Annotated in this window: 41 protein-coding genes and 1 pseudogene; 25 read left to right on the plus strand and 17 right to left on the minus strand. The window is 41.3% G+C overall.

Translation table 11 applies throughout. The features are described 5' to 3' along the window. Nucleotides 1–4: 4 nt before the first annotated feature. From GTQ43_RS38780 to GTQ43_RS38790, 3 genes are all read right to left on the minus strand, one after another. Nucleotides 5–1603, minus strand: coding sequence for a hypothetical protein (locus GTQ43_RS38780; protein WP_265277957.1), 1599 nt, complete (start codon nt 1601–1603; stop codon nt 5–7). A gap of 47 nt (nt 1604–1650) precedes the next feature. Continuing rightward, nucleotides 1651–1818, minus strand: coding sequence for a hypothetical protein (locus GTQ43_RS38785; RefSeq protein ID WP_265277958.1), 168 nt, complete (start codon nt 1816–1818; stop codon nt 1651–1653). Between the two features lie 381 nt (nt 1819–2199). Then, nucleotides 2200–2418, minus strand: a complete 219-nt coding sequence (locus GTQ43_RS38790; protein ID WP_229498518.1) for a hypothetical protein — start codon at nt 2416–2418, stop codon at nt 2200–2202. Nucleotides 2419–2703: 285 nt separating this feature from the next. Between GTQ43_RS38790 and GTQ43_RS38795 the strand changes: the two genes are divergently transcribed. From GTQ43_RS38795 to GTQ43_RS38840, 10 genes are all read left to right on the plus strand, one after another. Then, nucleotides 2704–3303, plus strand: a complete 600-nt coding sequence (locus GTQ43_RS38795; RefSeq protein ID WP_265277959.1) for a hypothetical protein — start codon at nt 2704–2706, stop codon at nt 3301–3303. Between the two features lie 307 nt (nt 3304–3610). Next, on the plus strand, nt 3611–4030 hold the full coding sequence (locus tag GTQ43_RS38800) for a hypothetical protein (protein WP_265277960.1): 420 nt from the start codon (nt 3611–3613) through the stop codon (nt 4028–4030). A gap of 8 nt (nt 4031–4038) precedes the next feature. Next, nucleotides 4039–4338, plus strand: a complete 300-nt coding sequence (locus GTQ43_RS38805) for a hypothetical protein (RefSeq protein ID WP_265277531.1) — start codon at nt 4039–4041, stop codon at nt 4336–4338. A gap of 93 nt (nt 4339–4431) precedes the next feature. After that, the gene (locus tag GTQ43_RS38810) at nt 4432–4950 is read left to right on the plus strand and encodes an ERF family protein (protein ID WP_265278007.1); all 519 of its coding nucleotides are present in this window, start codon (nt 4432–4434) and stop codon (nt 4948–4950) included. Between the two features lie 41 nt (nt 4951–4991). Continuing rightward, nucleotides 4992–5309 (plus strand): hypothetical protein, encoded by a 318-nt coding sequence (locus GTQ43_RS38815; RefSeq protein ID WP_265277961.1) that lies wholly within the window; start codon nt 4992–4994, stop codon nt 5307–5309. Nucleotides 5310–5341: 32 nt separating this feature from the next. Next, the gene (locus tag GTQ43_RS38820) at nt 5342–5536 is read left to right on the plus strand and encodes a hypothetical protein (RefSeq protein WP_265277962.1); all 195 of its coding nucleotides are present in this window, start codon (nt 5342–5344) and stop codon (nt 5534–5536) included. 8 nt (nt 5537–5544) lie between these two features. Continuing rightward, nucleotides 5545–5745 (plus strand): hypothetical protein, encoded by a 201-nt coding sequence (locus GTQ43_RS38825; protein ID WP_265277963.1) that lies wholly within the window; start codon nt 5545–5547, stop codon nt 5743–5745. Beyond that, complete coding sequence (locus tag GTQ43_RS38830; RefSeq protein WP_265277964.1) at nt 5742–6065, plus strand: hypothetical protein; 324 nt, start codon at nt 5742–5744, stop codon at nt 6063–6065. The genes GTQ43_RS38825 and GTQ43_RS38830 overlap by 4 nt, the downstream gene beginning before the upstream one ends. Nucleotides 6066–6076: 11 nt before the next feature. Continuing rightward, nucleotides 6077–6316 (plus strand): hypothetical protein, encoded by a 240-nt coding sequence (locus tag GTQ43_RS38835; RefSeq protein ID WP_265277965.1) that lies wholly within the window; start codon nt 6077–6079, stop codon nt 6314–6316. Nucleotides 6317–6531: 215 nt separating this feature from the next. Continuing rightward, entirely contained in the window at nt 6532–6807 is a 276-nt protein-coding gene (locus GTQ43_RS38840) for a hypothetical protein (RefSeq protein ID WP_265277966.1), read from the plus strand. 3 nt (nt 6808–6810) lie between these two features. Here GTQ43_RS38840 and GTQ43_RS38845 read toward each other — a convergent pair whose 3' ends face one another. Next, nucleotides 6811–7185 carry a hypothetical protein gene (locus tag GTQ43_RS38845; protein ID WP_265277967.1) on the minus strand — a complete coding sequence of 125 codons (375 nt, stop codon included), beginning with the start codon at nt 7183–7185 and terminating at the stop codon, nt 6811–6813. Then, complete coding sequence (locus GTQ43_RS38850) at nt 7182–7514, minus strand: DUF5674 family protein (protein WP_265277968.1); 333 nt, start codon at nt 7512–7514, stop codon at nt 7182–7184. Before GTQ43_RS38850 ends, GTQ43_RS38845 begins: the two co-directional genes overlap by 4 nt. A 38-nt stretch (nt 7515–7552) precedes the next feature. Here GTQ43_RS38850 and GTQ43_RS38855 point away from each other — a divergent pair, with 38 nt between their 5' ends. Next, nucleotides 7553–7768 (plus strand): hypothetical protein, encoded by a 216-nt coding sequence (locus GTQ43_RS38855; RefSeq protein WP_265277969.1) that lies wholly within the window; start codon nt 7553–7555, stop codon nt 7766–7768. A 10-nt stretch (nt 7769–7778) separates the two neighbouring features. After that, nucleotides 7779–8090 (plus strand): hypothetical protein, encoded by a 312-nt coding sequence (locus GTQ43_RS38860; RefSeq protein WP_265277970.1) that lies wholly within the window; start codon nt 7779–7781, stop codon nt 8088–8090. Between the two features lie 118 nt (nt 8091–8208). Here GTQ43_RS38860 and GTQ43_RS38865 read toward each other — a convergent pair. Beyond that, nucleotides 8209–9320, minus strand: a protein-coding gene (locus tag GTQ43_RS38865) for an IS630 family transposase (RefSeq protein ID WP_414859159.1) whose coding sequence is annotated in 2 segments (ribosomal slippage) — nt 8209–8900 and nt 8900–9320 — 1113 coding nt in all. Because the reading frame shifts where the segments join, the coding sequence is not laid out codon by codon here. A 39-nt stretch (nt 9321–9359) separates the two neighbouring features. Further along, on the minus strand, nt 9360–10193 hold the full coding sequence (locus tag GTQ43_RS38870) for a class I SAM-dependent methyltransferase (protein WP_265277971.1): 834 nt from the start codon (nt 10191–10193) through the stop codon (nt 9360–9362). Nucleotides 10194–10775: 582 nt separating this feature from the next. Here GTQ43_RS38870 and GTQ43_RS38875 point away from each other — a divergent pair. Further along, nucleotides 10776–11033 (plus strand): hypothetical protein, encoded by a 258-nt coding sequence (locus GTQ43_RS38875; RefSeq protein ID WP_265277973.1) that lies wholly within the window; start codon nt 10776–10778, stop codon nt 11031–11033. A gap of 2 nt (nt 11034–11035) precedes the next feature. Here GTQ43_RS38875 and GTQ43_RS38880 read toward each other — a convergent pair whose 3' ends face one another. Together GTQ43_RS38880 and GTQ43_RS38885 are read right to left on the minus strand one after the other, a co-directional pair. Further along, the gene (locus GTQ43_RS38880) at nt 11036–11485 is read right to left on the minus strand and encodes a hypothetical protein (RefSeq protein ID WP_069067950.1); all 450 of its coding nucleotides are present in this window, start codon (nt 11483–11485) and stop codon (nt 11036–11038) included. Between the two features lie 11 nt (nt 11486–11496). Then, complete coding sequence (locus tag GTQ43_RS38885; protein WP_265277974.1) at nt 11497–11817, minus strand: hypothetical protein; 321 nt, start codon at nt 11815–11817, stop codon at nt 11497–11499. 122 nt (nt 11818–11939) lie between these two features. Between GTQ43_RS38885 and GTQ43_RS38890 the strand changes: the two genes are divergently transcribed. From GTQ43_RS38890 to GTQ43_RS38910, 5 genes are all read left to right on the plus strand, one after another. Then, nucleotides 11940–12449 carry a hypothetical protein gene (locus GTQ43_RS38890; RefSeq protein WP_265277975.1) on the plus strand — a complete coding sequence of 170 codons (510 nt, stop codon included), beginning with the start codon at nt 11940–11942 and terminating at the stop codon, nt 12447–12449. Between the two features lie 65 nt (nt 12450–12514). Further along, a complete protein-coding gene (locus GTQ43_RS38895) occupies nt 12515–12775 on the plus strand; it encodes a hypothetical protein (protein ID WP_265277976.1) in 261 nt (86 codons plus the stop codon). 76 nt (nt 12776–12851) lie between these two features. Further along, entirely contained in the window at nt 12852–13304 is a 453-nt protein-coding gene (locus GTQ43_RS38900; protein ID WP_265277977.1) for a hypothetical protein, read from the plus strand. Continuing rightward, a complete protein-coding gene (locus GTQ43_RS38905) occupies nt 13295–13582 on the plus strand; it encodes a hypothetical protein (protein ID WP_265277978.1) in 288 nt (95 codons plus the stop codon). The genes GTQ43_RS38900 and GTQ43_RS38905 overlap by 10 nt, the downstream gene beginning before the upstream one ends. Nucleotides 13583–13585: 3 nt before the next feature. Beyond that, complete coding sequence (locus GTQ43_RS38910) at nt 13586–15127, plus strand: ATP-binding protein (protein ID WP_265277979.1); 1542 nt, start codon at nt 13586–13588, stop codon at nt 15125–15127. Here the strand turns inward: GTQ43_RS38910 and GTQ43_RS38915 are convergent. Further along, nucleotides 15124–15321, minus strand: coding sequence for a hypothetical protein (locus GTQ43_RS38915; protein WP_265277980.1), 198 nt, complete (start codon nt 15319–15321; stop codon nt 15124–15126). The two genes, GTQ43_RS38910 and GTQ43_RS38915, sit on opposite strands and share 4 nt — an antisense overlap. Before the next feature lie 116 nt (nt 15322–15437). On the opposite strand from GTQ43_RS38915, the gene GTQ43_RS38920 reads away from it, so the two are divergent. The 5 genes from GTQ43_RS38920 to GTQ43_RS38940 all read left to right on the plus strand — a co-directional run bounded on the left by GTQ43_RS38920 (nt 15438) and on the right by GTQ43_RS38940 (nt 17040). After that, on the plus strand, nt 15438–15737 hold the full coding sequence (locus GTQ43_RS38920; RefSeq protein ID WP_265277981.1) for a hypothetical protein: 300 nt from the start codon (nt 15438–15440) through the stop codon (nt 15735–15737). A gap of 1 nt (nt 15738) precedes the next feature. Further along, nucleotides 15739–16041, plus strand: a complete 303-nt coding sequence (locus GTQ43_RS38925) for a hypothetical protein (protein ID WP_265277982.1) — start codon at nt 15739–15741, stop codon at nt 16039–16041. A 182-nt stretch (nt 16042–16223) separates the two neighbouring features. After that, a complete protein-coding gene (locus tag GTQ43_RS38930; RefSeq protein WP_265277983.1) occupies nt 16224–16466 on the plus strand; it encodes a hypothetical protein in 243 nt (80 codons plus the stop codon). 75 nt (nt 16467–16541) lie between these two features. Beyond that, nucleotides 16542–16796 (plus strand): hypothetical protein, encoded by a 255-nt coding sequence (locus tag GTQ43_RS38935; protein ID WP_265277984.1) that lies wholly within the window; start codon nt 16542–16544, stop codon nt 16794–16796. 58 nt (nt 16797–16854) lie between these two features. Beyond that, entirely contained in the window at nt 16855–17040 is a 186-nt protein-coding gene (locus GTQ43_RS38940; RefSeq protein ID WP_265277985.1) for a hypothetical protein, read from the plus strand. A 71-nt stretch (nt 17041–17111) separates the two neighbouring features. Here GTQ43_RS38940 and GTQ43_RS38945 read toward each other — a convergent pair whose 3' ends face one another. Further along, nucleotides 17112–17366: a hypothetical protein gene (locus tag GTQ43_RS38945; protein WP_265277986.1), complete on the minus strand. Its 255-nt coding sequence runs from the start codon at nt 17364–17366 to the stop codon at nt 17112–17114. Nucleotides 17367–17785: 419 nt separating this feature from the next. Between GTQ43_RS38945 and GTQ43_RS38950 the strand changes: the two genes are divergently transcribed. Beyond that, on the plus strand, nt 17786–18007 hold the full coding sequence (locus tag GTQ43_RS38950; protein ID WP_265277987.1) for a hypothetical protein: 222 nt from the start codon (nt 17786–17788) through the stop codon (nt 18005–18007). A 352-nt stretch (nt 18008–18359) separates the two neighbouring features. On the opposite strand, the gene GTQ43_RS38955 is transcribed toward GTQ43_RS38950, so the two are convergent. Then, nucleotides 18360–18707, minus strand: a complete 348-nt coding sequence (locus GTQ43_RS38955; protein ID WP_193950354.1) for a cupin domain-containing protein — start codon at nt 18705–18707, stop codon at nt 18360–18362. A 78-nt stretch (nt 18708–18785) separates the two neighbouring features. On the opposite strand from GTQ43_RS38955, the gene GTQ43_RS38960 reads away from it, so the two are divergent. Next, nucleotides 18786–19403, plus strand: coding sequence for a TetR/AcrR family transcriptional regulator (locus tag GTQ43_RS38960; protein ID WP_265277988.1), 618 nt, complete (start codon nt 18786–18788; stop codon nt 19401–19403). Nucleotides 19404–19613: 210 nt separating this feature from the next. On the opposite strand, the pseudogene GTQ43_RS38965 reads toward GTQ43_RS38960, so the two are convergent. From GTQ43_RS38965 to GTQ43_RS38985, 5 genes and pseudogenes are all read right to left on the minus strand, one after another. Then, nucleotides 19614–20003 (minus strand): annotated as a pseudogene (locus GTQ43_RS38965) (zinc ribbon domain-containing protein); the annotation flags it as partial. Nucleotides 20004–20142: 139 nt separating this feature from the next. After that, nucleotides 20143–20916 carry a sucrose-phosphate phosphatase gene (locus GTQ43_RS38970; RefSeq protein WP_265277989.1) on the minus strand — a complete coding sequence of 258 codons (774 nt, stop codon included), beginning with the start codon at nt 20914–20916 and terminating at the stop codon, nt 20143–20145. Nucleotides 20917–21079: 163 nt separating this feature from the next. Then, nucleotides 21080–22522 (minus strand): glycosyltransferase, encoded by a 1443-nt coding sequence (locus GTQ43_RS38975; RefSeq protein WP_265277990.1) that lies wholly within the window; start codon nt 22520–22522, stop codon nt 21080–21082. 798 nt (nt 22523–23320) lie between these two features. Further along, the gene (locus GTQ43_RS38980) at nt 23321–24022 is read right to left on the minus strand and encodes a response regulator transcription factor (RefSeq protein WP_265277991.1); all 702 of its coding nucleotides are present in this window, start codon (nt 24020–24022) and stop codon (nt 23321–23323) included. A gap of 195 nt (nt 24023–24217) precedes the next feature. Next, complete coding sequence (locus GTQ43_RS38985) at nt 24218–24598, minus strand: sulfite exporter TauE/SafE family protein (protein ID WP_265277992.1); 381 nt, start codon at nt 24596–24598, stop codon at nt 24218–24220. Nucleotide 24599: the final 1 nt, after the last annotated feature.

Here is a 24599-nt window from a genome sequence, read left to right on the forward strand (position 1 = left end):
AAGCCTATTGAGGCTGCCAAAATCGCAATTCATCTCGAAAGTATCTATCAGTCTTTTTCGATTGCTCCTTCCAGTGATCCCATGCAACGATTACCTCATCTCCCAAATCCTGAATCACTTCTCCTCTGGCAACATACAAAGTACGGTATGGGTCAGCATGGGCAACAATAGAACCAACGCCAATAGTGCGCGGTTGAAGGGATGCGTTCTGGAGAGCAGTAATTAAATCAGTCTCTTGGGTGGTCAATTCCGCCCAGTAGTCTGATTTAATCACCTCATACTCTTGGGCAATATCCCAAAACTCTTGCCAAGTACACCCAGGTTTAGCTAGTACCCGCCGAATGTCACTAACTGCTTGGGGCAGCATTTCCAGTTGTTCGGCTCGGTAAGCGATCGCAGTTGGTGTAGGTTCACTCCCCAAAATTATCGCCGCAGCTTCCAGGGCTTGGGTGTTGTTCATAGCACTAGCTAGATTCTTCAACGCCATGCCCATGAGCCGCAGACATTCTTGGGCATTTTCCTTGGGTGGTTCAACAGCTAGCGATCGCAAATCAATTGTCTTTTCCAGGGCTTGCTTCACTTGCTTGTTTAAAACTTTAGTCGCCTGTTGGGTCATGGTATTTTCCCACTGTTGGGAGGGACGCTGTTGTACAGCACGTTCTAGTTCCTGAATGCGCTGCTGGAGTTGTTGGTTTTCAATTTCCAGTTTTCTCAACCCTTCCATTTCATCCAGCCGTTCCTGCAACTGGATGTTTTGCTCTTTCTGCTGCTTGTACAAATTTTGCAGAGATTGAATTTGTTCTTGCACCTGGGCTTCGGCTCTAGCCCCTGCTTCTGCTTGTAGTCCAATCCTCAATTCCTGGGAAAGTCGCTCTAACTCCTGTTTATGGCGTTCTTCAATAGCAGCGATCGCTTCGGTATATTCTGGTGGATAGTTCCGCTCTCTGGGGAATGGAACGCTGGGAGCATCTAAATCAGCATTGTTGATCAGCAGCCTCTCACCATCAGCAAAAATGACAATCTGTTGCCAATGATTTGGTGCGTCTGCCTCAATGGTTCCCTCTTCTCCATATCTTGGATGGGACTGTTGTAGAACTGTGACAATGGCTTTTTGAGGAACCACTGGTTCCTGAATTTTGGGAACCATTGGTTCCTGAATAGACTGCTTTTTGCGTGGAAGTTGAGGAACCACTTTTTGGGCGGCAGCAGCAAAGTCTGATTCACCAGGGGAAGAGTTGTCTTTGAGAGCGATCGCTACAGCTTGTTTTAGTTTCTCTGGTTCCTTGACTAGCCGCAGCAGTGGACGGGCTTGACGCTCGTTTTTGATGTGTCTACCCAACTCGCCAACTGCGTCTATAACCTTTTTGGCTCCTAGCAGTTGATTGATTCGTCGGTATCCACCCCAGGCGTATAATTCACGCTGGCAGTATTCTTCAAAGTTTTTATAGCCAGCTTGCAGGTAAAGCTGCTGTTCTCTCATCTGGAGGATTTCATCTACCGCTTGCCACTCGAATCTGTCGATAGCGGTGAAGGTTTCCTGGATGCTGGTGTTGAGGTTGCTGTAATCGAGTGCTGTTGTTTGTTCTCTGTCTAGTGTCAGCATATTTCTTGCTCACTATGGTAAATGCTTGAAAGTTGAGGTGTTGCAGTTTAACCAAAGTGAACAGGGTAGCTGTAAGATGGATTTTTCCAAAAATGTGTCAGCATTATAGTTAGTTCACTTTGTGGTGAATGATTTGAACGGGCGATCGCATTGCTTTGGTCGGCGGCGATCGCTTTTACTAAGCAGCAAGGGTAATAATTATTCAGGTTGATCATTTCCTGCTCCATGATCAGACTGTCTCACAAGGCAATCCAAGACTGGACTAATACGGTCAAGCGCAGCACTACTTGTTCATTGAAATTTTGTAATCGAGTAACATCCGTTTTTAAGTTTCTCATTTCATTTTTTGCCTAGCTTTTAAAGATAGTTTTATTTTAGCCTATACAAAGGAAATCATTAAAACAATAATTGGTATATAATTTTTATAGGCTAGATGCTAGGCTAGCCTATAGTGATAAATCCTGCCTTTATTTGGCAGGGATCTCATTAACTGCAAAACCCCCGAAGCTATGTTTCAGGGGGTTTTTCTTCATCTTCAATTTCTAAAAACTGGCGAATCCGTTCACGTGATAGCCTGAGTTGCTCCGAGGCGCTTCTCAGGCTGCTAATTCCCCCAGGATTTTCTCAGCACGTTCCTTAAACTCCTCAAGCTCTGCAACTTTCTTCTTGATGTTGTCAATTTCGTCGTCACTTCTTGGCGATATTCCTAAATAACTGTCGATGAACTCTAGTAGAAGCCTGCTAGCAGAAGTCCCACTTGCTTTGGCCTTTTTTAAGAAAGCAATTTTCTTTTCTTCTGGGATGCGAAAGTTCATTTGGGTTTCCCCTTCCGCAAGATTTCTTGGCATAGTATGTCCTTTTCTGCTCAATCATAGCTTTTAGCCTATACCTAATTCTACTCACAAGCCTAGTCCTTGCCTATAAAATAGGACTTCTACTCATTTTGTCTATACTTTAGCCTATACCTAAACTTGACAAAGGAAATCTTTTAGCCTATACTAAGGATAGCAAAACAAAAGACGACCGCTCTAGCCTGAGAAACTTACGCGATCACCTTTTGTGAAAAACCTAACCCCATATAGAGGCAGGAGATCCTCATTATGACGCAATCTGTTTACACACAACAAGCACCCTCAAGCTTCAAACTCAATCAAACAATAATTGCAAATACTCCCTTCAAAGACGAGCAAGCGATAGCCCAAGCTGAACTCGACAGCCACCTCGAATCCCAAGCCGAAGCTGTAGCGCCAACCCAAGATCCCTTGACATCTCGTGACCGTCGCATCATTGGCGAGATTATCCAAGTCGAACCCGAATCAGTTCGTACTATCTGGTTGGAAGGCGGAATTACCGTATGGGTGCGGTTCGTAAACGGTAGCTGCTTGCCCTTTGATCGCAACTGGTTTGCTACAAGAGTGGCGCAAGTAAAAGCGACCCTGCCAGAAACCCCACGGGAACGGAACGAACGATTGAGCGATGAACTGGAAAAAGCTTGCACTGTTTTTGGTCTATATCACGGCGAAATTGACTGGTTAGGATTCAGCACCAAACTCTATCAAGACGGGCATTTTGTCGGCTTCGTCGGGTGCAATCAAGAAGGTTGGTACACTCGACCAAGACAGTACGGGGTAAATCGGGTTGCTGGCAGTGCCAAAGATGTGATTGCGTTGTTGGGAGTCCGAGCGGCAGTAGCGGCGTAAGTTGCTGAAAGTGAGAAAGGGCGATTGCTTCCCAAGCAACTGCAATCGCCTCCAAAGCTCAATCGCTGCTTTAGAAATAACAATCATGATACAAAGTACAGCAAGTAACATTTTACTTCAAGTAGGTGGCTGTCACGAGAGAATTCTCCTACCTGCTACAGATGCGAATGCAGAGGTGTAAGAAATTCCTAGCACTGGAAGTGAAAAAGGCGTAGGCGCAGCCCGCCGCAGGCATCGCAGTTCAAGAGAAAAGCAATCGCCGTTCAACCGAAATTTAGACAATCGAAATCATCATGGCACATGAAATATGATTACCACACTTTCTGTTCAAGAAGCCCAGTCAGATGATCCAACAGAGAAAATACTTCTAGCTCCAACTGACCCCAATGCAGAGGTAACACAAATCACTGGATACAAGCTGGTTTACATTGACGGAGCTTGCCCCAGAACTTATCGAGTATACAAAGCTAATTCAATGATTGGGGTAATATTTCAACACCTCACACACTGGTCAAATGCTGTAGATAAAATTCGATACGCCAAATCGGTGGATGCAGCAGTTGGACTTGATGACTTCATGAAGGTGACGAGGATATCAACAACGGCTACAGAACAACCGCCCACGGAAGAAGAGTTATTGGATAAAGAATTCGATGCGCTGACAACTGAGGAGTGGGAGCGTCTGAAAAGATACGTTCCAGAAACTAGAGATTTGGTTGCAGCGTAAGGAAACGGGTGGGTCGGGCAAACCCACCTGTGTGGCAAGGAGCAAACTTAAATTTTATCCAAATAGAACACCACAACTCATCGGATAAATCAATGGAAGCAATAGAAATACTGAAGCAATTCAACTCGTGCTACCTGAATATTCAGGCGATCGCCCAAGATGAAAACTGGCTTTTGTTGATTGCTGATAAAAGGATTGATCCAGAGGCAGCAACTCACTTGGGCGATGTTCTGCATTATTTGACTGAGGCAATGGGGTGCGTAGAACAAATTGTTGAAATCAAGTTTAATCAGGAATCAAAATTATGAAACTCTATGCAACCAGTATTCCTCAAGCTTTACCAACTTGGGCAACTGTTATATCGAATGATGCAGGTTTGAAGCACTTATCCTCTACCCGAAATTAGTGATTCTCAGAAGTTTGGTGCGGCATTAACTTATGCACGACGATATGCAGTTTGTGCAATTTTATCGGTGACGGCAGATGAAGATAATGATGCTGAAAGCGCAACTACTCCTCAAAAGCCTGAACAGCCACAGAATAACATTAGACCCCGCAAAGACAATCAACAGTATAGAGTTCAGTCACCAAAACAAGCTGTAACTGCACCATCAATCAGCCCAAAAGATTTGCGAGTCAAAGAAGTTCGCACACTTTTAAATTATCCACTCGATTTAGTCAAAGAATGGCTGCATTCTCGAAATGTGACTAGTCCGAGTGAGCTTGATACTACCAAGATTGATGAATTAGTGAAGACTATGTGTTTAGCATGGGCTGGTAATAAGTTTGGACATCCTAATCATGCTGTTAACTCTTATCAAAAGCACGTAGTTGACGCTGTAGCACGAGGGGTAGATGAAACAACAGCAATCAGCGTATGGATGGAGGGAGCGCTTGCAGAATTGCCTGAATTGAATTGATAAGAGAAATCATACTTCAAATTAGAAGGAAAATGGAAAAGATGAATCTTTGGTCAAGAATGGATTTAATTGCATTAACAAATGAACGCTTTCTAGGAGACTTTTACGATTTTATTTCTGATTACAGTGGTGGATGGATGATTAAGTTTTTATACCTGGTTAAAGTGAATGTTGCTCTCTGGTTCGGATGGGAGTCACAGCCGGAATATGACGATTGGCATTGGGGACTGGGGTATTTTGGAGAGGAATATCGACAATACTGGAATGCCCCAATGGGAGCTTGTGATTGGTCAGAAATCTGTACTCCCGTCAGTTTTCTCAAATGGCAATATGGTATCGGCGAAAACTCAAATTACTAATCAATAATAAGCTGTTCATTAAAGGATTAAAAATGGCTAATCTTCCACCAATTAATTCAGTTGTCAAAGTTATTAAAACAGTTGCAGAAAAAGACACAAGGTTAGGGCAAACAGGTACAGTCATCCAGTATTCAGGACACGGCATGGTTTGTGTTCATTTCCCAGATATGCCGCCTGGTCAAGGATTTTTTTTCAATCCACATCATTTACAAATCATAGAGTCATAGCGAAGATTATGCCTAACAAATCCACTTATCCCGCCACTACTGACCAATCACACCAATGTCTACAGTACCTCCGCCGTTGCGGTGGCAGCGCTCGGTTATGCAGTATCAATTTTAGCCTGGGGGTGATTCAAACATTAGTCAATCGAAAGTTGGTGAAGATTAAGAATACTGGCGCGGGATTTTTTGTTGAATTGGAGGATGCAAAATGACTAGCCACAAACAAGTTGTTTACCAATCCCAATTAGACCACAAGAGTAAATTGCTTCTTCGCCGCCGGACTAGAAAAAGATTCAACCCCAGGATTTTCATCGACCGCACCATAGAAACAACTGCAATTATCTCTCTACTTTTTACCGGATTTGCAGGAGTAGGGGCAACAGGCTGCTGGGGAATGGAGATTGCTACAAGTTCTCAATATTGGCAGCATCAGAAGAACATTTGCTTGGGGATGATGTTAGTTAGTTTTTCAGGCTTCTTGGGCAGTGCTTTGATTGGAGCGAGTTTCAGTATTCGTCAGGACAAGTTTTAGGAGAAACAACGATGGAAATTAAATTAACTACACAAGAAATCCGAACCATCTTGCAAGGCTGTCAATATACGTTGCGGCTTGTGGGGAGTAGTAAGGATTATCGTAGACTTCAATCGTCCGAGTACTTCTCTACATCAAACGATGTGGTTTTAAATGATGCGTTTAATATTTTGGGAGAAGTTGTAGACGCAATTGTTCAGGTGGAGCAGTTTTGTCAACAAGGAGAATCTGGACATGGAACAGTAAATTAAAAATGCAGTTGGGTTGGGCAATCCTGAACTCGTAATAGAATCGAAACCAGAACCAAAACCAACAGTAACGATTTACGACTTCTCTTCTTTGTTATCTAAGCACGAACCACAAAAAAACAACGATAACAGATATTCATCCCCACGGCTGCTTGGTGATAAATGCGCCGATTGTGAAAACCATAAATGTACATCATGTTTTACATAGGAGCAACAACATGACATTCACTCTGGATAATCGCTCTAAAAACAAAGAATCTTCTTTAACAAAAGCATTGCGACAAATACAGGAGTTAAACTCTAAGATTCAGGAATTAGAACAGTGCAATAAAGACTATGTGGTATCGCAACAGAATTTGATTCCAGCCATCGCTGAAATCTGTATTTCTCCGATCCAGGAAGTAGAGGCGCTGCGAATTCTGATTTATCGCGGAGAAGCAGCTTGTCGGCAGTACTTGCGTTCAGTGCTAGTCAAACAGAGGAAGAATTCATAGAGATCAAGCACTCAGCGATTCCGGTTCTGTACGTGATATTTCCAAAACCCGACGTAACCAATATGAAATTTGAGCAGATGCAGATTGCTTTTGTTCAGCATCAGTCCAGATATCGTCCCAATGGAATAGCCAACGAGTCAGAAGACGAACTAAATCAACTAATTCACAGGCTCGGTCAATATCATCTGCCTTTACCATATCTGGTACAGTCCACTCAATAAAGTATCGGCTTTCATCAACCAAAGCCAGTATTAAATCCTCTGATGAGCCTTGAGTCCACAAAGATTGAATTTGTGACAAGTGTGTAGCTAGGCGACCTAAACGTGTAGTCACATCATCTTGCATAAAAATTTGTTGCTTTGGTGTCACTTCGATCATAAATTTCCTAGGAACTCGTTAATCAGTTGAGCTACCCTTTCTCTAATTTTAGGGTCTAAAAGTTCCATTGAGCGATTTTGCCGGGGACGAAGATTAACCATCGACTCATAAATGATTTTTCCAGTTATTGGCATAAAACTGGCAGCCCAAATATCTTGTTGTCTACTACCGTCATCTAGCAATTTTTCTTCACAATCAGCGTGTAGATCTCCACCACCAACCAGCACCCGACGCTCGATATCGACTGCTGTTTTAATGTAGAACTTGTGAGAACGCAGCATTTGTTCAACTTGTTCAGGCGTAGCGCGTTCGCGTAACAGCAAAATCATACAACTTAAAACCTCTATCAAGCAAAGGAATTTTAATTATGAAACACAATCAAGCACAATTAATTGCTGTAAGTCTTACTAGCACATTAACGGCCATATCTATCGGGTATTTAGGAGTGCAAGTTTTTGGCAGAAATACAATGTACATGATTGCGACAGGAATGTTAGGGCTGGGTACTGGAGGAGCTATCGGTCAGATTTTGGTAGAGAAAAGGCAGCAGCGAGTAGTACAAGTACAGTCAAAACAACAATAGGAGCAATTGTATGGAAACTTCAAAAGTTGTCACTATTCCTAACCATTGGACATCACCCAAATATTCGTTAGGGCAAAGAACCAAGCAGGGGATGATTGTAGGTGTTCAGTATTGTCTATTTGAAAACTTGGTGGTTCCTGAACGAGACGGTTTATGGCGATATGCGGTATTAGTTAGCACTGAAGATGAACAGGTCGAATATATTTCGGAGTCTGGGGTTCAATTACTACCCGAAAAAGAATTGCGTTTGGAGATGGAAGGCGAGATTGACTTTTGCCAGCGTAAGATTCAGAACCTGACACAGCAGTTAGAGACGATGTGAAAAATACAAGCCGTAGTGGGAGCCGCAAGTTGTTAAATCAGTAAGAAGCAGGAATCACGCCACTTCTAGTGGTGTGAGGTTCAAGTTATGTTTCTAGTAGTCTACCAAGCCAACTTTGCTAAGTTAAATCCGGGTATAAACGCTGCATTTTTCGACGAGCATCTTTGGTTTGGAAACCCCAATAGACACTGGCTTTTTGTTGATTACGTTGTTTCTCCCAAGCAGCAATCTCAGAAGTTAATGTTTCTGCATTAGGAATACGCCGTTCTAAACATTGGCGAGATAAAACAGATAATTCAATTTCTACTTGATTTAACCAAGAAGCGTGTTTAGGAGTATAGTGAAACTCTAATTTTTGAATAATTCGACGTGCTTCTTCTGGTGGAAAAACTTCATATAACGCGCTGGGAGTATGAATATTTAGGTTATCAACTACTAAACGAATAATATCAGCATCTTGATAATCAATATCTACTAACTTTTTCATTTGAAGAGCAAAATCGGCTTTAGTTCGACGTTCTGTAACTTCGATATGCCGCCATCCAGCCAAGGGTTGAAAACATGCAAATAAATTGACTGTCCCGTTACGCTTATACTCGAAATCATAACGTTCAGGCTGCTCCGGCTCTGGTGGTAAAGGAAGTCTTACTTCTTCTACTAATTGGTAGGGACGTTCATCAAAGCAGACTACAGGGCGTTTAGGATCATAAGGCTCATTATATAAATCCAACACATCCTCCATTCTGAATACATACTCTGCGTTAACTTCGGGAATACACCACTGTTCTTTTAACCACGGTTTAATTTCGTTTTTTTTAGAGTTTGACGTATTGTTTCGTCGGAAATTGAATCTATTATCCCAAGGTTTACTAAGTGATCCGCTAATAATTGCATTGTCCAACGCACTCTCCCTTCTGGCGGCTTAGAACAAGCCGTTGCAATCAAAAATGCTTCTTGCTTTTCATCTAATTTTTTAGGTTTTGGTGGATGAACTTCATCCTTTAAAGCAAAATCTAACCCACCAATGACAAATTTTTCTCGTATTCGTTGCACTGTTGCAACATGCGCTCTAACTATGCTAGCGATCGCTTGATCCCTTTCTCCTTCAGAAGCCATCAGAAGAATGTTTGCACGGGTTATAGTTCTTGCTTTGTGCTTACCTTTTTTAATTATTGCCTGTAGCTGAGAAACTTCATCTTCATTCAAGTCAACAATGTACTTTTTGGCCATACCACACCCCGTTTTTGGTTATTTTACCAATTAGAGGTTTTACTTAGCAAAGTTACCTTGGCAGACTACTAGCTTCCGGCCAACCATATACCACAAACCTACGGCATAGCGAATGTAATTGAGTTCTGTAAAACCTGCTTTGGCGAACTCGTACTCGAAGTTAAAATGGATAAAGTCATCTAACCACGGTTCTTGAAAAGAAGCGTTCAGGGCGTATTCACCACGATAGGTGTCAGTGTATAGTACCCAACCTCCGGGTTTGGTGATCCGGTACATCTCTTTCAGAATCTTAGGTATCCATTCTTTAGGTGTTTCGTGCAAGAGTAGTGACGATGTAACAAGAGCGAAGGAGTTGTCAGGGTAGCCTGTGTGACGGGCATCCACCTGCTCAAACAAAGCCCGTTCACTAAATCCAACCTTGTTAAACTTGTGCTTACTGATCACCAGCATATAAGGCGAAACATCAGTAATCCGAAAAGTGGACTGTGGAAACCGCCGTGCCAAGGCCAACGCTCCATCACCCGTACCTGCACCAAGCTCTAGCACCGTCTCAAGAGAAGTGTCTTCAGGAATTAGCTCGGCCATTTTCTCGCGCAACTGCTGGCAACTAACATTGTGGCTGAGGGGAATTATCGCATCCATAGCAGCATCCCAGGCTAAACACGATTGAGGGTTGGTATAGGCATCAGTTACACCATGAATGGGAGCGTGGATGTAGTCAGGGTAATATTCATGGTCAGTATGGTAGCCTTTGAGTTCCTCTACCCAATTAATTGAGGCATATTCCTGCATTACTAAGGGCATCGCTGCGTTAATACGTCGAATCACTTCGGTTCGATACACTTGTTTGTCCTGTGCGTTCCATCTCGGCATAAATAAACATCTCCTACTTACAATCTTTGCTGGACTTCCTCTCCTCTAACTCTACGGTATACACACAAGTCGAGTTGGGAATCAAATGGAGCCAAAATAATGGAAAGTTATTGAACAGAATACATACCTCAGTCGTCAGAATGACCGAAGAGGCAGGGGAGCAGGGACTCTTAGCTGCTGTACGTTCGCTCATTTGCCCTACCACGAGGATTTCTTGCCCCTAAATTTATTTATCCTACTAAAAGGGGTTTAAAACCCCATCCCCTAAGGGTTGCTTGTAATGCGATTGGGGTTTAAATCTCCGGACGCTCGCAGACTCGCTAACACAAAACGTAATTGCGAATTGCGAATTGCGAATTGCGAATTGTTTATGGGGTTCTGCCCCCAGCTAAGAAGCCCCCTTTCCTCTTCATTGACCGCATGAATTAGACCTGTCCGACTGGCGGATGAATAACCGATCCTTAATTAAAAATAGCCCCAAAAGCCCGTTTTGCTGAAACTTTTAAGAAGTGTGCCGCTTTGAGTTGTGACATCTCTACTCTTTACCCCAACTGGATTTGAGGCATTTTTAACTACTCGAAAATGAAGTTGAAAAAGGAAAGCGGCACGGAAAGCGGCCAAAAAAGGGATAAAAATCGCTCTAATGATTGCAGGGAGGGAGTTTTAGAAAATGGTGGCTGTGACACTATAAATATAAGGGTTTCAGGAAAAGCGGCCCGATGTCACAACGAGAGAATAGGGGTTCTGGGCATTTTAAAATGTCACGGCACACTTGATTTGCGACATCTGAAAAAAGAAAATAAAAAAGGAGCAACATTCGTGCCCCAAGGTATTTTTTGAGTTCAAGCCGCAGCCCATCGTATCCATTGCTCAACTTCTGGGCGGCTTAAACGTTTAGAAGCTTTAAAAGTTACTTGCTGCTTTCGCGCCCAACGGTAAAGTGTTCGTACTGTTACCTGTTTGCCTGTGACTCTAAGGATAATTTCTGGTAAATCCTTTCCAACTGCATTGGTGTAACAAGCGTTATAAATTGCTTCAGCTAGATGCAATTCGGCAAATGGATTTCCTGAGAGTTTAAACTTAATTTGAAACAGGGTAAATTTTTTATTTGGCTCTAATTTCTTCATGTAAGCCAAAGTCAATAGCCACATAGCTTGTTCCTTTACCACTTCCCTAGCGTACTGTGGAACTTGGCACAGTCTTAACCATTTGCGCCAAGTACGTTCTGCTATGGGATGGCAATAGACTTGCTCACAAGATGTTTTTAGCCAGTCTAAAGGATATTTTTCCATAGCCTTTTAGTTTACTCCTGGGTAGGTATTGCTGATTCGTCTACTAAAAATGTTTCCCAGTCAACCGTTTCAATATCTAACACATCTTTCAATCCATTGTTTTTGAGTATATCTGCAATTAGTTCACTAACCGTAGAGTGATTGATAGCCGCTTCTTGTTTCAAGTCCTGACAAACTTCTCGCCAATTCCCATCGCTGGAAACCCGATCAATCAAAATTGCTTCTGCCATACGAGTTTTGCTTACTCCTCTGGTGTGTCCCCATAGAATCAGGCGTATCTCTTTAACTAAAGGAAGGTTAACGGAAAATCTTCGGTCGCGTTTATCTGCCATGTTTATGATGCCAATTAGATTCCATAATTATACTTTTTAGCGTCCTATTTCTTAATTTTAATGCTATATCAAATAAATGGATGCTAAAATAACACCATTAACTACAAAAATGGAAGCATATTGTGGAAAAAATTCAACAATTCCTTCAACCCTATAATATAGAAGCCACTGAGTCAGAAGTTGTTAACCTCTGCGCCCAAGTTGATGCTGACATCGACCAATTGACAGATCAACAAGCCCAAGCGATCGCTATTCAGATTCTTGAGCAAAGGCAAGCAACTGGGAAATTAGCCACTAATGGCAAATCCAAGAATACGGTCGGTAAACTCGGTAAAAACTCCCCACGTCGTAAATCTACTCCTCCATTGCAAGGAGCGATCGCTCATGCATCCCAGGTTTCAAATCAAGAAATTCAATCCTTGGAGGATGTTCTCAACGTTGGGATTGACGCTTACACAACCGACAAAGCCGACCAGTTGTTATCAACGATTCGCAATGCCCCGAAGGACGTGGTGAGTAAGTTTGTATCTATTGCGATGGAGGAGGAAGCTGACGTAGATTCCTTTCGTGCAATCGGTGACGAACTCGTTGCGGGTATTTTCGGCATTAGCCCAACAAATGCAGCCGAATAAATTCATTGGATTAGCAGCAGTACTAAATCTGCTGCTATTGACCCTCGTTTTGGGCGTAGCAATATATGGAGCAACAAAACCAAACCCATCGCAAAGCATTAAATATTCACCTGAAGAAGGACGGCGAATTGAGTCTGTCGGGGCTGACACTAGAAAACCTGACAACAGAAGAATTCCTGGTAGTCCAGCAAATTATTGATGAGTCAAAGGCGCGATCGCATTCCAATAGACAGGTTGAAGAATTGATGCAACGGGGAATGATGGCTCAAACTGCGATCGCAGCTTTTACTGTATTGATGTTTTCATTCATGGGCATATATGCATAACCCGGTACATCGGCTCACAAGTTCAACAAGTTCAGCAGACTTATACCGATTTTAAGTAGTTAGAGGGAAGAAGGGAATGTTAGGAAAATGGCTTCCTGGTTTATTTGGCGGTAAAGGTGATGGAGTAGTATCAACGGATTTAAGAGTTGGGGATGCTACCCAAATTGAGGGAAATCTCCCTTCATCAATCCGCGATCGCTACACATTGCCAGCTTACACCACTGCACAGCAGGTTCTGGATGAAGCAGAAGTGGCTGGCACGTTAAAAGCACAGAAGTGGCTACATACAAAGTTTTCCCGACACAAGCTCAAGCAGTTGCAATCCTTGGCAGAGATGTATAAAAACCAGTTGGCATATTCTCAAGAAGCCATGAAAGTTGAGGAAGATTTGCAGCGAACCAGGGCGTTACATGGGGAAGCGGTGATCCGTCATGCCTTTGGTTCCCAGGAACAGCAACGCCAGTTGGGGGATATGAGAAAGCATTTGATGAAGTGGGTGATAGTTTCAGGTTCTAGGTTATGCAAATAAAACTGTCCTTTGTTGGATATGCAGTTTGTGGAGTCGGGCTGTCAATGTTGATGGGGTTTCTCTCAGTTGCCAGCCCAGTCAGTCAGTTTGTGCTGTGGATCATCAGCATGATTTGTATTTGCGGTATCTGTGTGGGGTTATTTAACTTTGCCGGCTTAGTCGTTAAAGGATTCGGCTTCAACCGCAAGACTTTCACCATCGGCTTGATGCCTGGAGTAATATTTCTGTTTGTCTTCTTGACTTTAGTTGCAGCTGGTGTTGCTTTAGGGGTGCGATAAATTATGGGATTTGAATTACAACGTCTAACTGCTAGTGGGGTGATTCATGCAGAACGGACTATTTTATGTTCTTTAGGAGCGAGTGCAGTTATGTGTCTGTCTGCTCCTTTTTTCTTAAATACTGACCGAATAACAACCGGGATGCTACTTGGTGCTGGAACGGTAAGTGCTGGCTTATTTGGAGTTTCTGCCCAAATCAGCGAAGGCAAACAGAAAGTATACCGCTCTTTACAAGAAGCTGACTTAAAATCACTTAAGCAGCATTTACAAGGTGAGGCTGTTTATGATTATGTCACGACTGCGATCGCAGCTAAACGCAGAGTTGCTGATTATGTGAATCGCTTGCCCGTTAGTGAGCGCCCCCGGTGGATTGCTGAATATCAGTTGCAAGGTTTGGTAACTCTTCCAGAACCACCAGCACAAAAATCACCCTCACCGAATGGTATTCCCAATCCCGATATTGCTGACATTGATGAAGAGTCAGTACAGTCGGTGATTAATCCAGGTGCGATGAAAATTCTGCAAGCCCTAGCAGCAAATTATCCTGAGTACATCAGAATTGATGGTGCTTGGATTGATGAACTGTGTAATGCGGCATCTAATCAAAATATGACTCTTCGCAGCAATCACCATTTTTACCTGTCTGGTGGTACACAGTCTGGGAAGTCCACGCTGGCAGGGGTAATTATCAATAAAATTGCTGCAAAATCTCAAACACCAGCAATTGTGATTGGCAGCGATCCAAAAGATGATGTCACCAGATGGCTGTGCAAGTTTAGCCGTAAGTTTGACGGCATGAAAGAATTAAGAAATTGGCTCATCTTTGCCACAGACCAAATTGACAAACAGAAAGCAAGAGTTGCAAAAGTTGGTGGTGAATGTCACGGTGTTCCTGAATTATTTCTTGCTCAAGATGAGGTGGACTCTGTATTTGGTGGAGGCAAGGGACTTCCAGGAATGGTTGATGCTGATACTGCCAAAGATTTGCAGGGTTTTTGGAACTATATCATCAAATTCACTGCTGGGTTAAAGGGTCATGGTTTATTTATGGGCCAGTCCCCACTCTCTGGAGAAACTGGATTTAGTCGCCCATCTCTGAAAAACGTTTGCTTTATTGCGATGGGGCAGACATCGAGTTATATCCTTGACCATCCCCAGGATTTCGTAAACGTTAAAAAGGAGATTCTTGAAATCTTGCGACAGGCTTGTGAAATGTTAGATAAAGCCGGAGTTCGATATGCCTTAGTGATTCCCACTCGCTCTAATCCCTTTGTTGCTCTAATCCCGGAATTTGATATCAAAGGTCTGGAACAAAAACAGGATTCCAAACCGAATGCTGACACTGTTAATAGTTCTAAAAATAATCAGCAATCCTCACAGCAGCAGGTTGACTGGTATCAAGAAATTAGAAAATGGGCAACAGAATTAGGGAGAAAACCACATTTTCAGGAAATCAAACAGAAGTGGCACGAATTAACGGGGCAAGAGTTAAACGAAAAAGGGGTGACTCTATTACTAGAAAATCTCGGCTACACAGACGATTAAACTGGAATGCTCGGTATGGTAATCCCAAACAGTACAGAAAACAAGTAGCGATCGCTCACCGAAAAACTCACAATTATTGTGTAGTCTGTCTGACTAAGAAAAGTGAAGAAATCCATCACGCTTACTACGGCAACGACATCATTGGTGAATCTACATTTCCTACGTGCTACCGTTGTCATAATGAGATTTGTCATAGTCCAATCAACTGGATAAAAAGCCCTAGTAATCCTGTTTGGGGTAATCGCAATACTGACGAATTTATTACGAGATTGAGGCTGGGATATCAGCTACTTTATGGAGGTGTTATTTGGTGATTAAGCTATTAATAAAGTATGCGCCTGACTCCGTTGTGGATGCGGTTAATTCTATAAGCTTGGCAGAATTAGATAACCGAGGATTAATAGTGTGGGCTGAAGTAGGGCCGCTAGAACCACATTCAGAAAACTCAGCATTTGATTTAGCTTCTCATTTCACTGAAGTAACCCCTGATAATTTTCTAGAAATTTTCAAAACCATAGCTCAAATCTACACAAACTACGGCGATTGTTTAGCCTTAAGATACTTAATGGAATTGTCAGCAGAATACTTTGGATTGATCGGAGTTGAATAAAATGTATAACGAATACGACAATTTGAGTTTTGAAGAACAATTACACCTGACTGAATCCTTTATCAGACAACGACACAATCAGCAGATGTTCTTGCACCGAAATGCCCAACTGTTGCAGCAGGAATTAAGCTTTGAGGCTGAATTGTTAGAAGATAATCCAGAGTTAGCCCAGACGATTCATTCTTTTAATATACAGGAGATTCAAGCCCAACAGCAAGGATCATTTGGTGTTATGCAAGGGGATTCAACCCCTAAAGTGCAAAGTGTCTGGAATAAGTTTTTTCCGGGATTGGGAGGTAATTAAGTATTTCCAGGGCTTTACTACTGGTGATATTGTCAAAGCTCATATTCCTACTGGTAAATTTGCCGGAATTTATACAGGCAGAATTGCAATTAAGTTTCGCCCTAGTTTTGTTTTGCACACTTTGGAATAAAACTTTGGTGTTCATCCTAAATATCTGAAAACCATACACAAAGCTGACGACTATGAATACAAATAATGATGTCCTAATGGACAATTATAATATCGGAAGAAATTCATCTCCCGCTAAACTCGATAGTTCTATCGGGAGTCCCATTTCCCCATTTAAGATGGATAATTTGCAAGAATTAATAAACACAATTCAACCCAACGTTGAAATAACTCAAGAATCTGAAACTAGAATTACTTTGCAGGGTATTTCATTTCAAAATCTGGCACTGATGACCTTGAGTATTTTATTGGTTTGAGGTTAATCTCAGCATCTTTTCCTTTTAATAACAAGCTAGAGCGCCGTACTTATCAAAAACCAAAAATGATTACTTGTGAAAATTCCTAATCAGCTTGAATTTAAAGGTAACACGATTGAGGCACACGAGAACCATAAAGGGTTTGAAATAATCGTTACCTATTACCAACCCGATCCCTACGATGTAGGTTCTTATATCTACTACATCAGAAATTCTAGTTTGGAGTTAGTAGTCGATAGCTATAAAGACCGATCATACGGGCAAGAGTCACTAGAAAAAGCATTAAATTTTGCAAGATTCACTATAGAAAATCATTTGATTGAAGATTAATTATAGCTTTTGAGTAAGATATGGAATTTGACTATAGAGCAATAGGAGATAAAGACAAATGGGAGTTAAAGTGACTTACTCAGTTTATATAGAATCTAACTCTGGCACAAAAGCGGATGTGTTAACCAATTTACCTGATAGAACTGAAGCGTTAGAATCTGCCTTAAAACTGAATCATATTGTCAATGACGCAGGATACAGAGGTAAGGCTTGTAAAGTTGTTGAGCATGATGGGGAAAAATGATGCTGGAATAATCAAAACTGAGAATTTACATCAAGAGAAAAATATTCAGATGAGGGTTTCATCGGAAAATTTCAAGCTGTTTTGATAATAACCCATTTTGACTTTTTGATATTCTTTAGATATTTGTCAGCGTATTGAAAAGCTGCTGACTTATCGTATTTAGCTATACTAAGTGCTTGCAACAGTACTTCTAAAGGAATTGCCACCTGTGTGAGCTTTTCAGCTAATATTACTGACTCTTCTTCTGTTGCTGCTACTGTCGCTTCTAATGGTTCAAATTTTATTTGCTTATTTATACGGTTATCTAACATTGTAGTATCAGTCATAAATGCACCTTCAAAACTTGTATAATGCAGTTTTACTGAAAGGCAGCAGGAATGAATCCGTGTTTATGCGGGACTTATTAATCAGCTAACTTCATGAATCCGCACAATTGCTGTAGCGAGCGCATCTTGATTAAAAATTTCGTTCGCCATCTTTTTCCAAGATGAAAATTAATTCAAACACTCGCATATTTTCTCCCGTCAAAACTTTATCTATTAACCGCAGTTCATTATAGTTTTCTGCCACGTCTCATTGGTTTTCTAGCTGCTGGTTTACCATACTACTTTGCGAGGGAGCAAAAAGGGCTAAGACGCAAATAGAAGGCAGGTGAATAGCCCAATGGCACGCTTGTAAAGCTCTAAGTTATGCAGAATAATTACACCTAACTGAATCCCTGATCAGACAGCGACACAATCAGCAGATGTTCTTGCGCCGAAATGCCCAACTGTTGCAGCAGGAGTTAAGCTTTGAGGCTGAGTTGTTAGAAGACAATCCAGAGTTAGCCCAAACTATTCACGCTCTCAATATGCGGGAGATTCAGAGTAATCAGCCAGGGCCACAGAATGTTTTATGCTTAGAAGACTCAGCGTCAAAGGAGCAAAGTGTTTGGAGTTATTTTTTACCCGGACTGGGTGGGAGATAAATAATTAATGGGCTAAATCTATTTCTTTTGATATTGCTACATAGCTGTTTTGAGTAATTGGGTAACAATAAAAGAGGATTAAAGTTATGTCAGACTTATCAGAGACAAAGCTCGGACTCATGACAAAATGATTGAAAACGTTCGCTGGTTGCCAGATGTCCTTCCCGGATTTCTCACCAATGCTCAAAGCCTGTGCTTGTGCAGGGGAGCAGGGGAGCGTTATTGTACAAGTTCTTTCCCCTCTGCCCCTCTGTCCCTCTGCATTTCAAACTTGTGAGAAATGCGGGACTTGAGGTGATTGATTTGAGTCTGGAACAGCCCAATTGAAAATATTTGATAGCAACTTGCACCCTTACAAACCGGAATCGAGTTCAAAAGCTCCCATTGCTCCCAGGCGAATTGTCAGAAGTTCAACGTCTGTTATGGCTTTGTGCGGCCCCTGGCGAATGTTGCCAGGGGTAAACCAAAATGTTCCCGTAGATAATGTTGTTCCCCCAGTTTCAACTACCCCAGAAAGTATATAAACATACTCATCACAAAAATGGATGTGAACTGGAATTATAGTGCCAGCACTCATTTTCAAACGATGGATTGACCCATCTGGAACAGGCTCCGCTAATGGTAAAAACTGAGTTCCTGGAAATTGAGGCAAATCAACCCACGGCTGCTCAATTGTGTTGATAAATATTTGTTCAGGCATAAGATATATCCATAAATGCGATGATTGAGAGTGAATGAATAATATTCACTCGTTTCAGATTACCACAACCGTTGCTTTATGGGAAAAACAACTAAACCTACACAACCTCGATATGATGTTTTTGGGCGATACACGGCTTTGTTGGATGCAGGGGAGACATTGCTCTGCCAGAGCTATGAGCAAGCTCAACCTCAACTTATTGCTGATAATGCAGGTGTATCGGTTGGATTGTTTTATCGGCATTTCAAAAGCAAGCAAGAATTGCTTACTGCCATCATAGTCAGGCATTTAAACAAGTTACATCTTCAAATTGCTCAAGCTCATAAACCCTGTTCTGATCCAAAAGAGGCAATACAGATGGTTGTTTTACTCACATTGCGCTATTTTCATCAGCATCAAGGACTAATCAAGCTATTCTTCATGCAAATCGGTTATGGTGACATGAAAGCAACCGAACAACTTCAGTCAGCGCGACAAAACTATCGCAATATTTTATTGACCATTATTGAGGATGGTATTGCTCAACGGATATTTCTTAATCCACCTGCGCTCAATGTTCAAATTGCTATTAACAGCATTATTGGCACGATTAATTGGACTCTTTACGATCTACTTGTTGTACAGAACCAAAACCTAGAACCTGAAATCTTAGCCACACAGATATCCTCACACTTACTACAAAGCCTGACACGGTAGTTCCCAACATAAGGGTAAAAGTCTGATATATATTTGAAGTCATTTGATTTTATATATCCCGAAAATGCGAGCGAAAATACGAGATACAGAGATTTTCTTTGATGTGGAAGGTTCTGCACTATTGGTGGATGGCGCGAGCATCTGCTCTAAACCTGTTGCCTTTCTAATTCGCGGGGGCCCTGGTGCGGATCATACTTCTATGAACTACCTCTAGCTGGCAACGCCATCGCTAGAGGTTTCTACATCCTCTAACCTGTTTTTAGCGAAATTACTTTGAGATTTTTGTCGCTTCTTCGCCCCTAGTTGCCGCATACTTCCAGCTTGTTTGCGCTTGCCGGTGGATGTGGTAGAGCTAGGCGACTCTGCGACTACGAGGCCAGTTCCTGACCCCGGCAGATTCCCTTTAGCCCAATAAAGCATAACTTCGGCAGCAGCAATATCTCTATCCTGCAAATATCCACAATCACACTCATGCACTCGGATATCGAGTGTCTTTTTGTGTTGGTGTCCACATTTAGGGCAGGTTTGAGAAGGCTTTACTTGTCGCGTTGGAACCTCAATAAATACACCACCAATCTGTTCTACTTTGTATTTAATGGTGCTGCTGTTAATTTGGAATAAATTTTGATCGCTATGCGGGTGCTGTTGTCCAACATCCTTTTAGGATGGTTGCACCGTGTCAAAGGCACGGTGGAGGCTTGCTGTATCCAGCAAGCCTCGGCAACATACGCACCATCGCCTATGGTGGGGCGTAGCCCATTGCCCTCCAACCATTAGGAAATGGCAAAATATTAAAATAAATCAATCCTTCAAGAATACCCGCAGCACCAGGGTAGTGAGCTAAAAAGTGCCAAGGGTAATATGTCTTGTAATACCACCACAGAAGTTCCGTTTGGGCATTAGCAACGATAATCCCAGCTGATGGCTGTTGAAATAAACTGATGTCATTTCCAGAACCTCCACAGATAACGGTTGCATCTAATTGCGCTTGCAGCAATTCTTGCAGATATGCAGTTGCTTTACCTTTGTTACTGTTCTTGGGTATGATATCAACGTCCCGGCCATTGCTGAAAATTACTTCAGACGGCAATCCAGTAAAAGTTAACAAATCCTGCAAATCATGGATAACCTCAAGCGGCGCATCCATATCTAGGCAAAAGCTTAATTTATAGGGAGTTTGTTCGCTGTCGGATTGAGGTATCAGTGCTGGAAAGTAACTAGCAATTGTCCAAACTGCATCCCAATCCCAATCTTTTGAGATTTGATTTGCCCAATCTTTTTCTAAAAGCACACCCTGTTGATAAATTTCAGTACCTACACTAGCGATTAAATAATCGGGTTTCAAAAGCCGTTCTTGTGCTATCACTCGACGACTAGAAGCATAAGAGCGACCAGTAACATAGACTAAGTAAATCTGATTGCGTATAGCTTCTAGCCTTTGGTTTAAAGCAGCAATAGCTCGATTGTTACCAACCAAGGTATTATCTAATTCAATCACCAAAAGCAGTTTCATATTTGCTTATTCTCACTAAAACAGTACAGTATTGATAAACCTCTTTCCCCTTGCTCCCGTTCGGCTCCTTTCGACTCTGCTCAAGGCAAGTTGCTCATGGCAAGCCTTCTCTCAGTAACAACTGCGGTATTAATGATAAGTCTTTAACCGGACACGATATTATTTAACTGCTTGCCCACTGCACAATGTCATTAGAAAAAGAGTCAATTAATTTTTCTAGAGCTTTAATTTCATTAGATTTCAAAACTTTCGACTTCAATAAATTTTGGATTTGTCTTTCTAAATCTGGAGTTAACTTTTTAGTTTTAATAATTTCTTGAACAAATATATCAAGTGTTAAAGATTGATAGAGTTCGTGAACTTGGGCGGCAACTCCCTGAGTGCTAAAACGAGACTGAACCCAATTTTGTGCAGCATTACCATAGCTCTCTTTTAGAGTTGAGCTTCGTAATAGACTATGAATAGCGATCGCCAATGCTTTAGAATCACGAGGAGGAACTAAAAATCCGGTTTCACCATGCACTACCGTATGCTGCAATCCTCCCACATTACTAGCAATTACGGGTGTTCCGGCTGCCATTGCTTCAATTGCCACTAAACCAAAAGGCTGATAGTAACTCGGTACAACGCAGATATCCCCGGCGGCATAGTAAGCAGGTAACAGCGCTTGAGAAATTCGTCCAGTGAAAACTGTAACGGCTTCCAATCCCAGATCATTCACCAAAGTTTGAATGCGTTGTTGTTCTTGGAAGTCTGCCCCATCTTCACGACTACCACCAACTAGATAGAGTTGAAATGCTGGAGGCAAATTGGCGCAAGCTCTGACTAGGGTTTCAACTCCCTTGCAGAGGTCAAAACGTCCTACATACAAGATTATCTGAGAATCTGCATCAATTCCCAACTGTTGACGAGCAACTTCTTTACTGACAGAACCAAAGTGTTCAGTATTAATTCCGCAGGGAATGACTTTAATACGACCATGTTGCGAAATTAACTGACGTAAATCTTCCGCTTCTTGAGGACTAGTGGATATTACATAATCTGCTTGTTCTAAAATTTCCCTCTCCACACAATGACGAATGGCAGTAATCTGCGGCGGATTCTCCACATTACGGTATTTAACTGCCCCTATAGAGTGATAGGTATGAACTTGGGGTAGTCCCAATCGAGATTTAAGTTCTAATCCTACCCAAGCAGAAAGCCAATAGTTAGTGTGAATCAAGGCATAACTGCGCCCTGTTTGTTGTTGAAAATTCAGCCAGGCTTCTACAAATTCTGGTAAATATTCAAATAATTCGTTTCGAGTAATGAATTTTGCTGGCCCAGCATTTAAACGAATAGTGCGACACCCTGGTGCTAATTCTACAATTTCTTCTTGGTCGAGGTATTCGCGTCGGGTAAACATATCAACCTGACAGCCGCGTTTTGCTAATGCTAATCCCAATTCTCGCACGTAGACATTTTGACCACATGCCCCTTCTTTACCAATTTCAGATGTCGGATTGCCATGAACTGAAATTAGAGCATAAATGGGTTGATAATTTGGCGTTTCTGAAGCAGAATTTTCTAGAGATTTAACTAAATTTAAAGAAGTAAGAGTATTCATAATCAAAATTCACTGTGGTATGTGGTACAAAAATTCACAGCTAGGTAACTTAGAGAAAAAGTTATTTATTAAGTTACTTATTAAGTTATCTATCATCGAAAGAAACGTGTAAAAACCTTCTGGCAAACATAAACGAATGGCTTCTACTTAATTTATTATTATTTGGAGAGCATTCTGGAAGAGAATCAATTAATAACCCTATTGCTTCATAAATTGATATTTGATGATATCCTGCATAAGCTATAAGCTGGCGATACTCTTTATTTGTAATAACAATATTGGAAATATTTACTGGGGAATGGGGCATAAATTTTTCCTTAAAACTCAAATAAACTTAGTAAATTACTTTCGTTCAAAAATGTTATATTTTAGAAGTTGAAATATCGGTTAAATATCGGTAAGAAATCGGTTACTAATAAAAATGCTATCTAAATTAATTTCTATCTCATTTGAAAATATCAAATATCTAAATATTTAAATTTTAATTGTTCATGTAGCCTTACCTACAGCAAATAGAACTCCGTAAAACCGAAGATTCAACATAAGCTTGACACTGTGGTGAAACTTATTCTCAGCCATCCAAAGATTTCATAATAGAAATATCTAAAAATAGGGTAATTATGTATTTTTTAGTTTAGTTAGATAAAAATTAAAATTCTCCAAATCAATAATTAAATAGATTTGGAGAATAATAGTGTTCTAGTGTAAAAGAAGAGGTGAATTTCAGTAATGTAATTGAAGTATAACAATCAGTTGTGGAGATCAGGGGCAAATATAAGGTAGAAATCGGTTAGTTTTCTAAAGCTGCTTTAAGCGATAGCCCAATCCATGAACAGTCTCAATAAAATCATCGGCAGCACCTACGTCTTTAAGTTTATACCGTAAACTTTTAATGTGAGACTTAACAGTTTCTTCGCTCGGAGGGTCATCAAGTGACCAAATGCGCTCAATAATTCCGGCTCGACTTAGCACCCGCCGACCGCTAGAAACCATTAGTTCTAAAAGAGCAAATTCTTTAGGTGTTAGATGTAAAGGCTGGTCAGCATAAGTGACTTCATAAGTACTGGAATTTAAACGCAAACTACCCCAACCAAAATCTGAAGAAGATGTTGCGGCACTATTGCGGCGTAATAGGGCGCGAACACGAGCCATTAACTCTGGCATTTCAAAAGGTTTGACCATATAATCATCTGCCCCAGCATCCAAACCAGTAATTTTGTCACCAAGGGTATCGCGTGCTGTTAACATGAGTACAGGTATTGTAATGTTGCGCGATGAGCTACGCCCCACCATAGGCGATCGCAAGCGTTGACAAAAACTTACACCATCTAATTTGGGTAAAGTAATATCTAGTACTACCAAATCATATTCCAACACTTTGATATAATCCCATGCTTCCTCTCCATCTTGGGCTATATCTACCACATATTGACGGTCAGTCAGGGCTTCCATCAACATCTCTGCTAACTGAACATCATCTTCGACTACCAAAATACGCATTGTGATAATATTTCTGTATTAAAAAATAGATAATACTATATTTTTTTAGAAAAATAAATTTTCAATCAGGTTTCTTATAATAAAGTGAGTTAGATAGATAGGGAAACAATTCTTACAATTAATAATCCCTAAATATGACAATTACAAGGAGTAAATAAAATGTATTTTGTGATGTTCTTGAACACAATTGCTGAGTTACAAAGTGGAATCACCTGCATTTGTAAACAGGACTCTGATAGCACTAACAAGCAGTAAAACTCCAAATATTCTTGCCAATATCACATTAGATAATCCTGTTCCTATTTTAGCACCCAGCCATCCACCTAATACAAAGCCCAAGCAGAGCAATCCTGCTATTTTAAAGTCTACATATCCTTGCTTGTAGTAAGTCCATGCAGCCAGAATATCAATCGGAGGAACAAGCAAAGCTAATGTTGTACCCTGAGCTTGGTGTTGAGAGAAGCCAAACAGAAAAATTAAGGCAGGCAGAATAATTATGCCGCCGCCAATTCCAGTTATTCCACTTACTATTCCTGCAATTAGTCCCAAAATTAGACAAAGCAAAATGTTATCCATA

The organism is Nostoc sp. KVJ3, from assembly GCF_026127265.1.
GTDB lineage: Bacteria > Cyanobacteriota > Cyanobacteriia > Cyanobacteriales > Nostocaceae > Nostoc.

Excerpts from the sequence above, each read along its gene's own strand:
- GTQ43_RS38880 (WP_069067950.1), bottom strand. The coding sequence starts at position 11,485 with ATGGAAAAATATCCTTTAGACTGGCTAAAAACATCTTGTGAGCAAGTC.
- GTQ43_RS38905 (WP_265277978.1), top strand. The coding sequence starts at position 13,295 with ATGCAAATAAAACTGTCCTTTGTTGGATATGCAGTTTGTGGAGTCGGG.
- GTQ43_RS38785 (WP_265277958.1), bottom strand. The coding sequence starts at position 1,818 with ATGATCAACCTGAATAATTATTACCCTTGCTGCTTAGTAAAAGCGATC.
- GTQ43_RS38800 (WP_265277960.1), top strand. The coding sequence starts at position 3,611 with ATGATTACCACACTTTCTGTTCAAGAAGCCCAGTCAGATGATCCAACA.
- GTQ43_RS38790 (WP_229498518.1), bottom strand. The coding sequence starts at position 2,418 with ATGAACTTTCGCATCCCAGAAGAAAAGAAAATTGCTTTCTTAAAAAAG.
- GTQ43_RS38895 (WP_265277976.1), top strand. The coding sequence starts at position 12,515 with ATGGAGCAACAAAACCAAACCCATCGCAAAGCATTAAATATTCACCTG.
- GTQ43_RS38985 (WP_265277992.1), bottom strand. The coding sequence starts at position 24,598 with ATGGATAACATTTTGCTTTGTCTAATTTTGGGACTAATTGCAGGAATA.
- GTQ43_RS38850 (WP_265277968.1), bottom strand. The coding sequence starts at position 7,514 with ATGATTTTGCTGTTACGCGAACGCGCTACGCCTGAACAAGTTGAACAA.
- GTQ43_RS38795 (WP_265277959.1), top strand. The coding sequence starts at position 2,704 with ATGACGCAATCTGTTTACACACAACAAGCACCCTCAAGCTTCAAACTC.
- GTQ43_RS38845 (WP_265277967.1), bottom strand. The coding sequence starts at position 7,185 with ATGATCGAAGTGACACCAAAGCAACAAATTTTTATGCAAGATGATGTG.
- GTQ43_RS38825 (WP_265277963.1), top strand. The coding sequence starts at position 5,545 with ATGCCTAACAAATCCACTTATCCCGCCACTACTGACCAATCACACCAA.
- GTQ43_RS38980 (WP_265277991.1), bottom strand. The coding sequence starts at position 24,022 with ATGCGTATTTTGGTAGTCGAAGATGATGTTCAGTTAGCAGAGATGTTG.
- GTQ43_RS38820 (WP_265277962.1), top strand. The coding sequence starts at position 5,342 with ATGGCTAATCTTCCACCAATTAATTCAGTTGTCAAAGTTATTAAAACA.
- GTQ43_RS38815 (WP_265277961.1), top strand. The coding sequence starts at position 4,992 with ATGAATCTTTGGTCAAGAATGGATTTAATTGCATTAACAAATGAACGC.
- GTQ43_RS38925 (WP_265277982.1), top strand. The coding sequence starts at position 15,739 with ATGTATAACGAATACGACAATTTGAGTTTTGAAGAACAATTACACCTG.
- GTQ43_RS38875 (WP_265277973.1), top strand. The coding sequence starts at position 10,776 with ATGAAGTTGAAAAAGGAAAGCGGCACGGAAAGCGGCCAAAAAAGGGAT.
- GTQ43_RS38830 (WP_265277964.1), top strand. The coding sequence starts at position 5,742 with ATGACTAGCCACAAACAAGTTGTTTACCAATCCCAATTAGACCACAAG.
- GTQ43_RS38930 (WP_265277983.1), top strand. The coding sequence starts at position 16,224 with ATGAATACAAATAATGATGTCCTAATGGACAATTATAATATCGGAAGA.
- GTQ43_RS38835 (WP_265277965.1), top strand. The coding sequence starts at position 6,077 with ATGGAAATTAAATTAACTACACAAGAAATCCGAACCATCTTGCAAGGC.
- GTQ43_RS38975 (WP_265277990.1), bottom strand. The coding sequence starts at position 22,522 with ATGAATACTCTTACTTCTTTAAATTTAGTTAAATCTCTAGAAAATTCT.
- GTQ43_RS38900 (WP_265277977.1), top strand. The coding sequence starts at position 12,852 with ATGTTAGGAAAATGGCTTCCTGGTTTATTTGGCGGTAAAGGTGATGGA.
- GTQ43_RS38885 (WP_265277974.1), bottom strand. The coding sequence starts at position 11,817 with ATGGCAGATAAACGCGACCGAAGATTTTCCGTTAACCTTCCTTTAGTT.
- GTQ43_RS38955 (WP_193950354.1), bottom strand. The coding sequence starts at position 18,707 with ATGCCTGAACAAATATTTATCAACACAATTGAGCAGCCGTGGGTTGAT.
- GTQ43_RS38860 (WP_265277970.1), top strand. The coding sequence starts at position 7,779 with ATGGAAACTTCAAAAGTTGTCACTATTCCTAACCATTGGACATCACCC.
- GTQ43_RS38915 (WP_265277980.1), bottom strand. The coding sequence starts at position 15,321 with ATGACAAATCTCATTATGACAACGGTAGCACGTAGGAAATGTAGATTC.
- GTQ43_RS38950 (WP_265277987.1), top strand. The coding sequence starts at position 17,786 with ATGTTCTTGCGCCGAAATGCCCAACTGTTGCAGCAGGAGTTAAGCTTT.
- GTQ43_RS38960 (WP_265277988.1), top strand. The coding sequence starts at position 18,786 with ATGGGAAAAACAACTAAACCTACACAACCTCGATATGATGTTTTTGGG.
- GTQ43_RS38840 (WP_265277966.1), top strand. The coding sequence starts at position 6,532 with ATGACATTCACTCTGGATAATCGCTCTAAAAACAAAGAATCTTCTTTA.
- GTQ43_RS38855 (WP_265277969.1), top strand. The coding sequence starts at position 7,553 with ATGAAACACAATCAAGCACAATTAATTGCTGTAAGTCTTACTAGCACA.
- GTQ43_RS38940 (WP_265277985.1), top strand. The coding sequence starts at position 16,855 with ATGGGAGTTAAAGTGACTTACTCAGTTTATATAGAATCTAACTCTGGC.
- GTQ43_RS38780 (WP_265277957.1), bottom strand. The coding sequence starts at position 1,603 with ATGCTGACACTAGACAGAGAACAAACAACAGCACTCGATTACAGCAAC.
- GTQ43_RS38945 (WP_265277986.1), bottom strand. The coding sequence starts at position 17,366 with ATGACTGATACTACAATGTTAGATAACCGTATAAATAAGCAAATAAAA.
- GTQ43_RS38910 (WP_265277979.1), top strand. The coding sequence starts at position 13,586 with ATGGGATTTGAATTACAACGTCTAACTGCTAGTGGGGTGATTCATGCA.
- GTQ43_RS38870 (WP_265277971.1), bottom strand. The coding sequence starts at position 10,193 with ATGCCGAGATGGAACGCACAGGACAAACAAGTGTATCGAACCGAAGTG.
- GTQ43_RS38970 (WP_265277989.1), bottom strand. The coding sequence starts at position 20,916 with ATGAAACTGCTTTTGGTGATTGAATTAGATAATACCTTGGTTGGTAAC.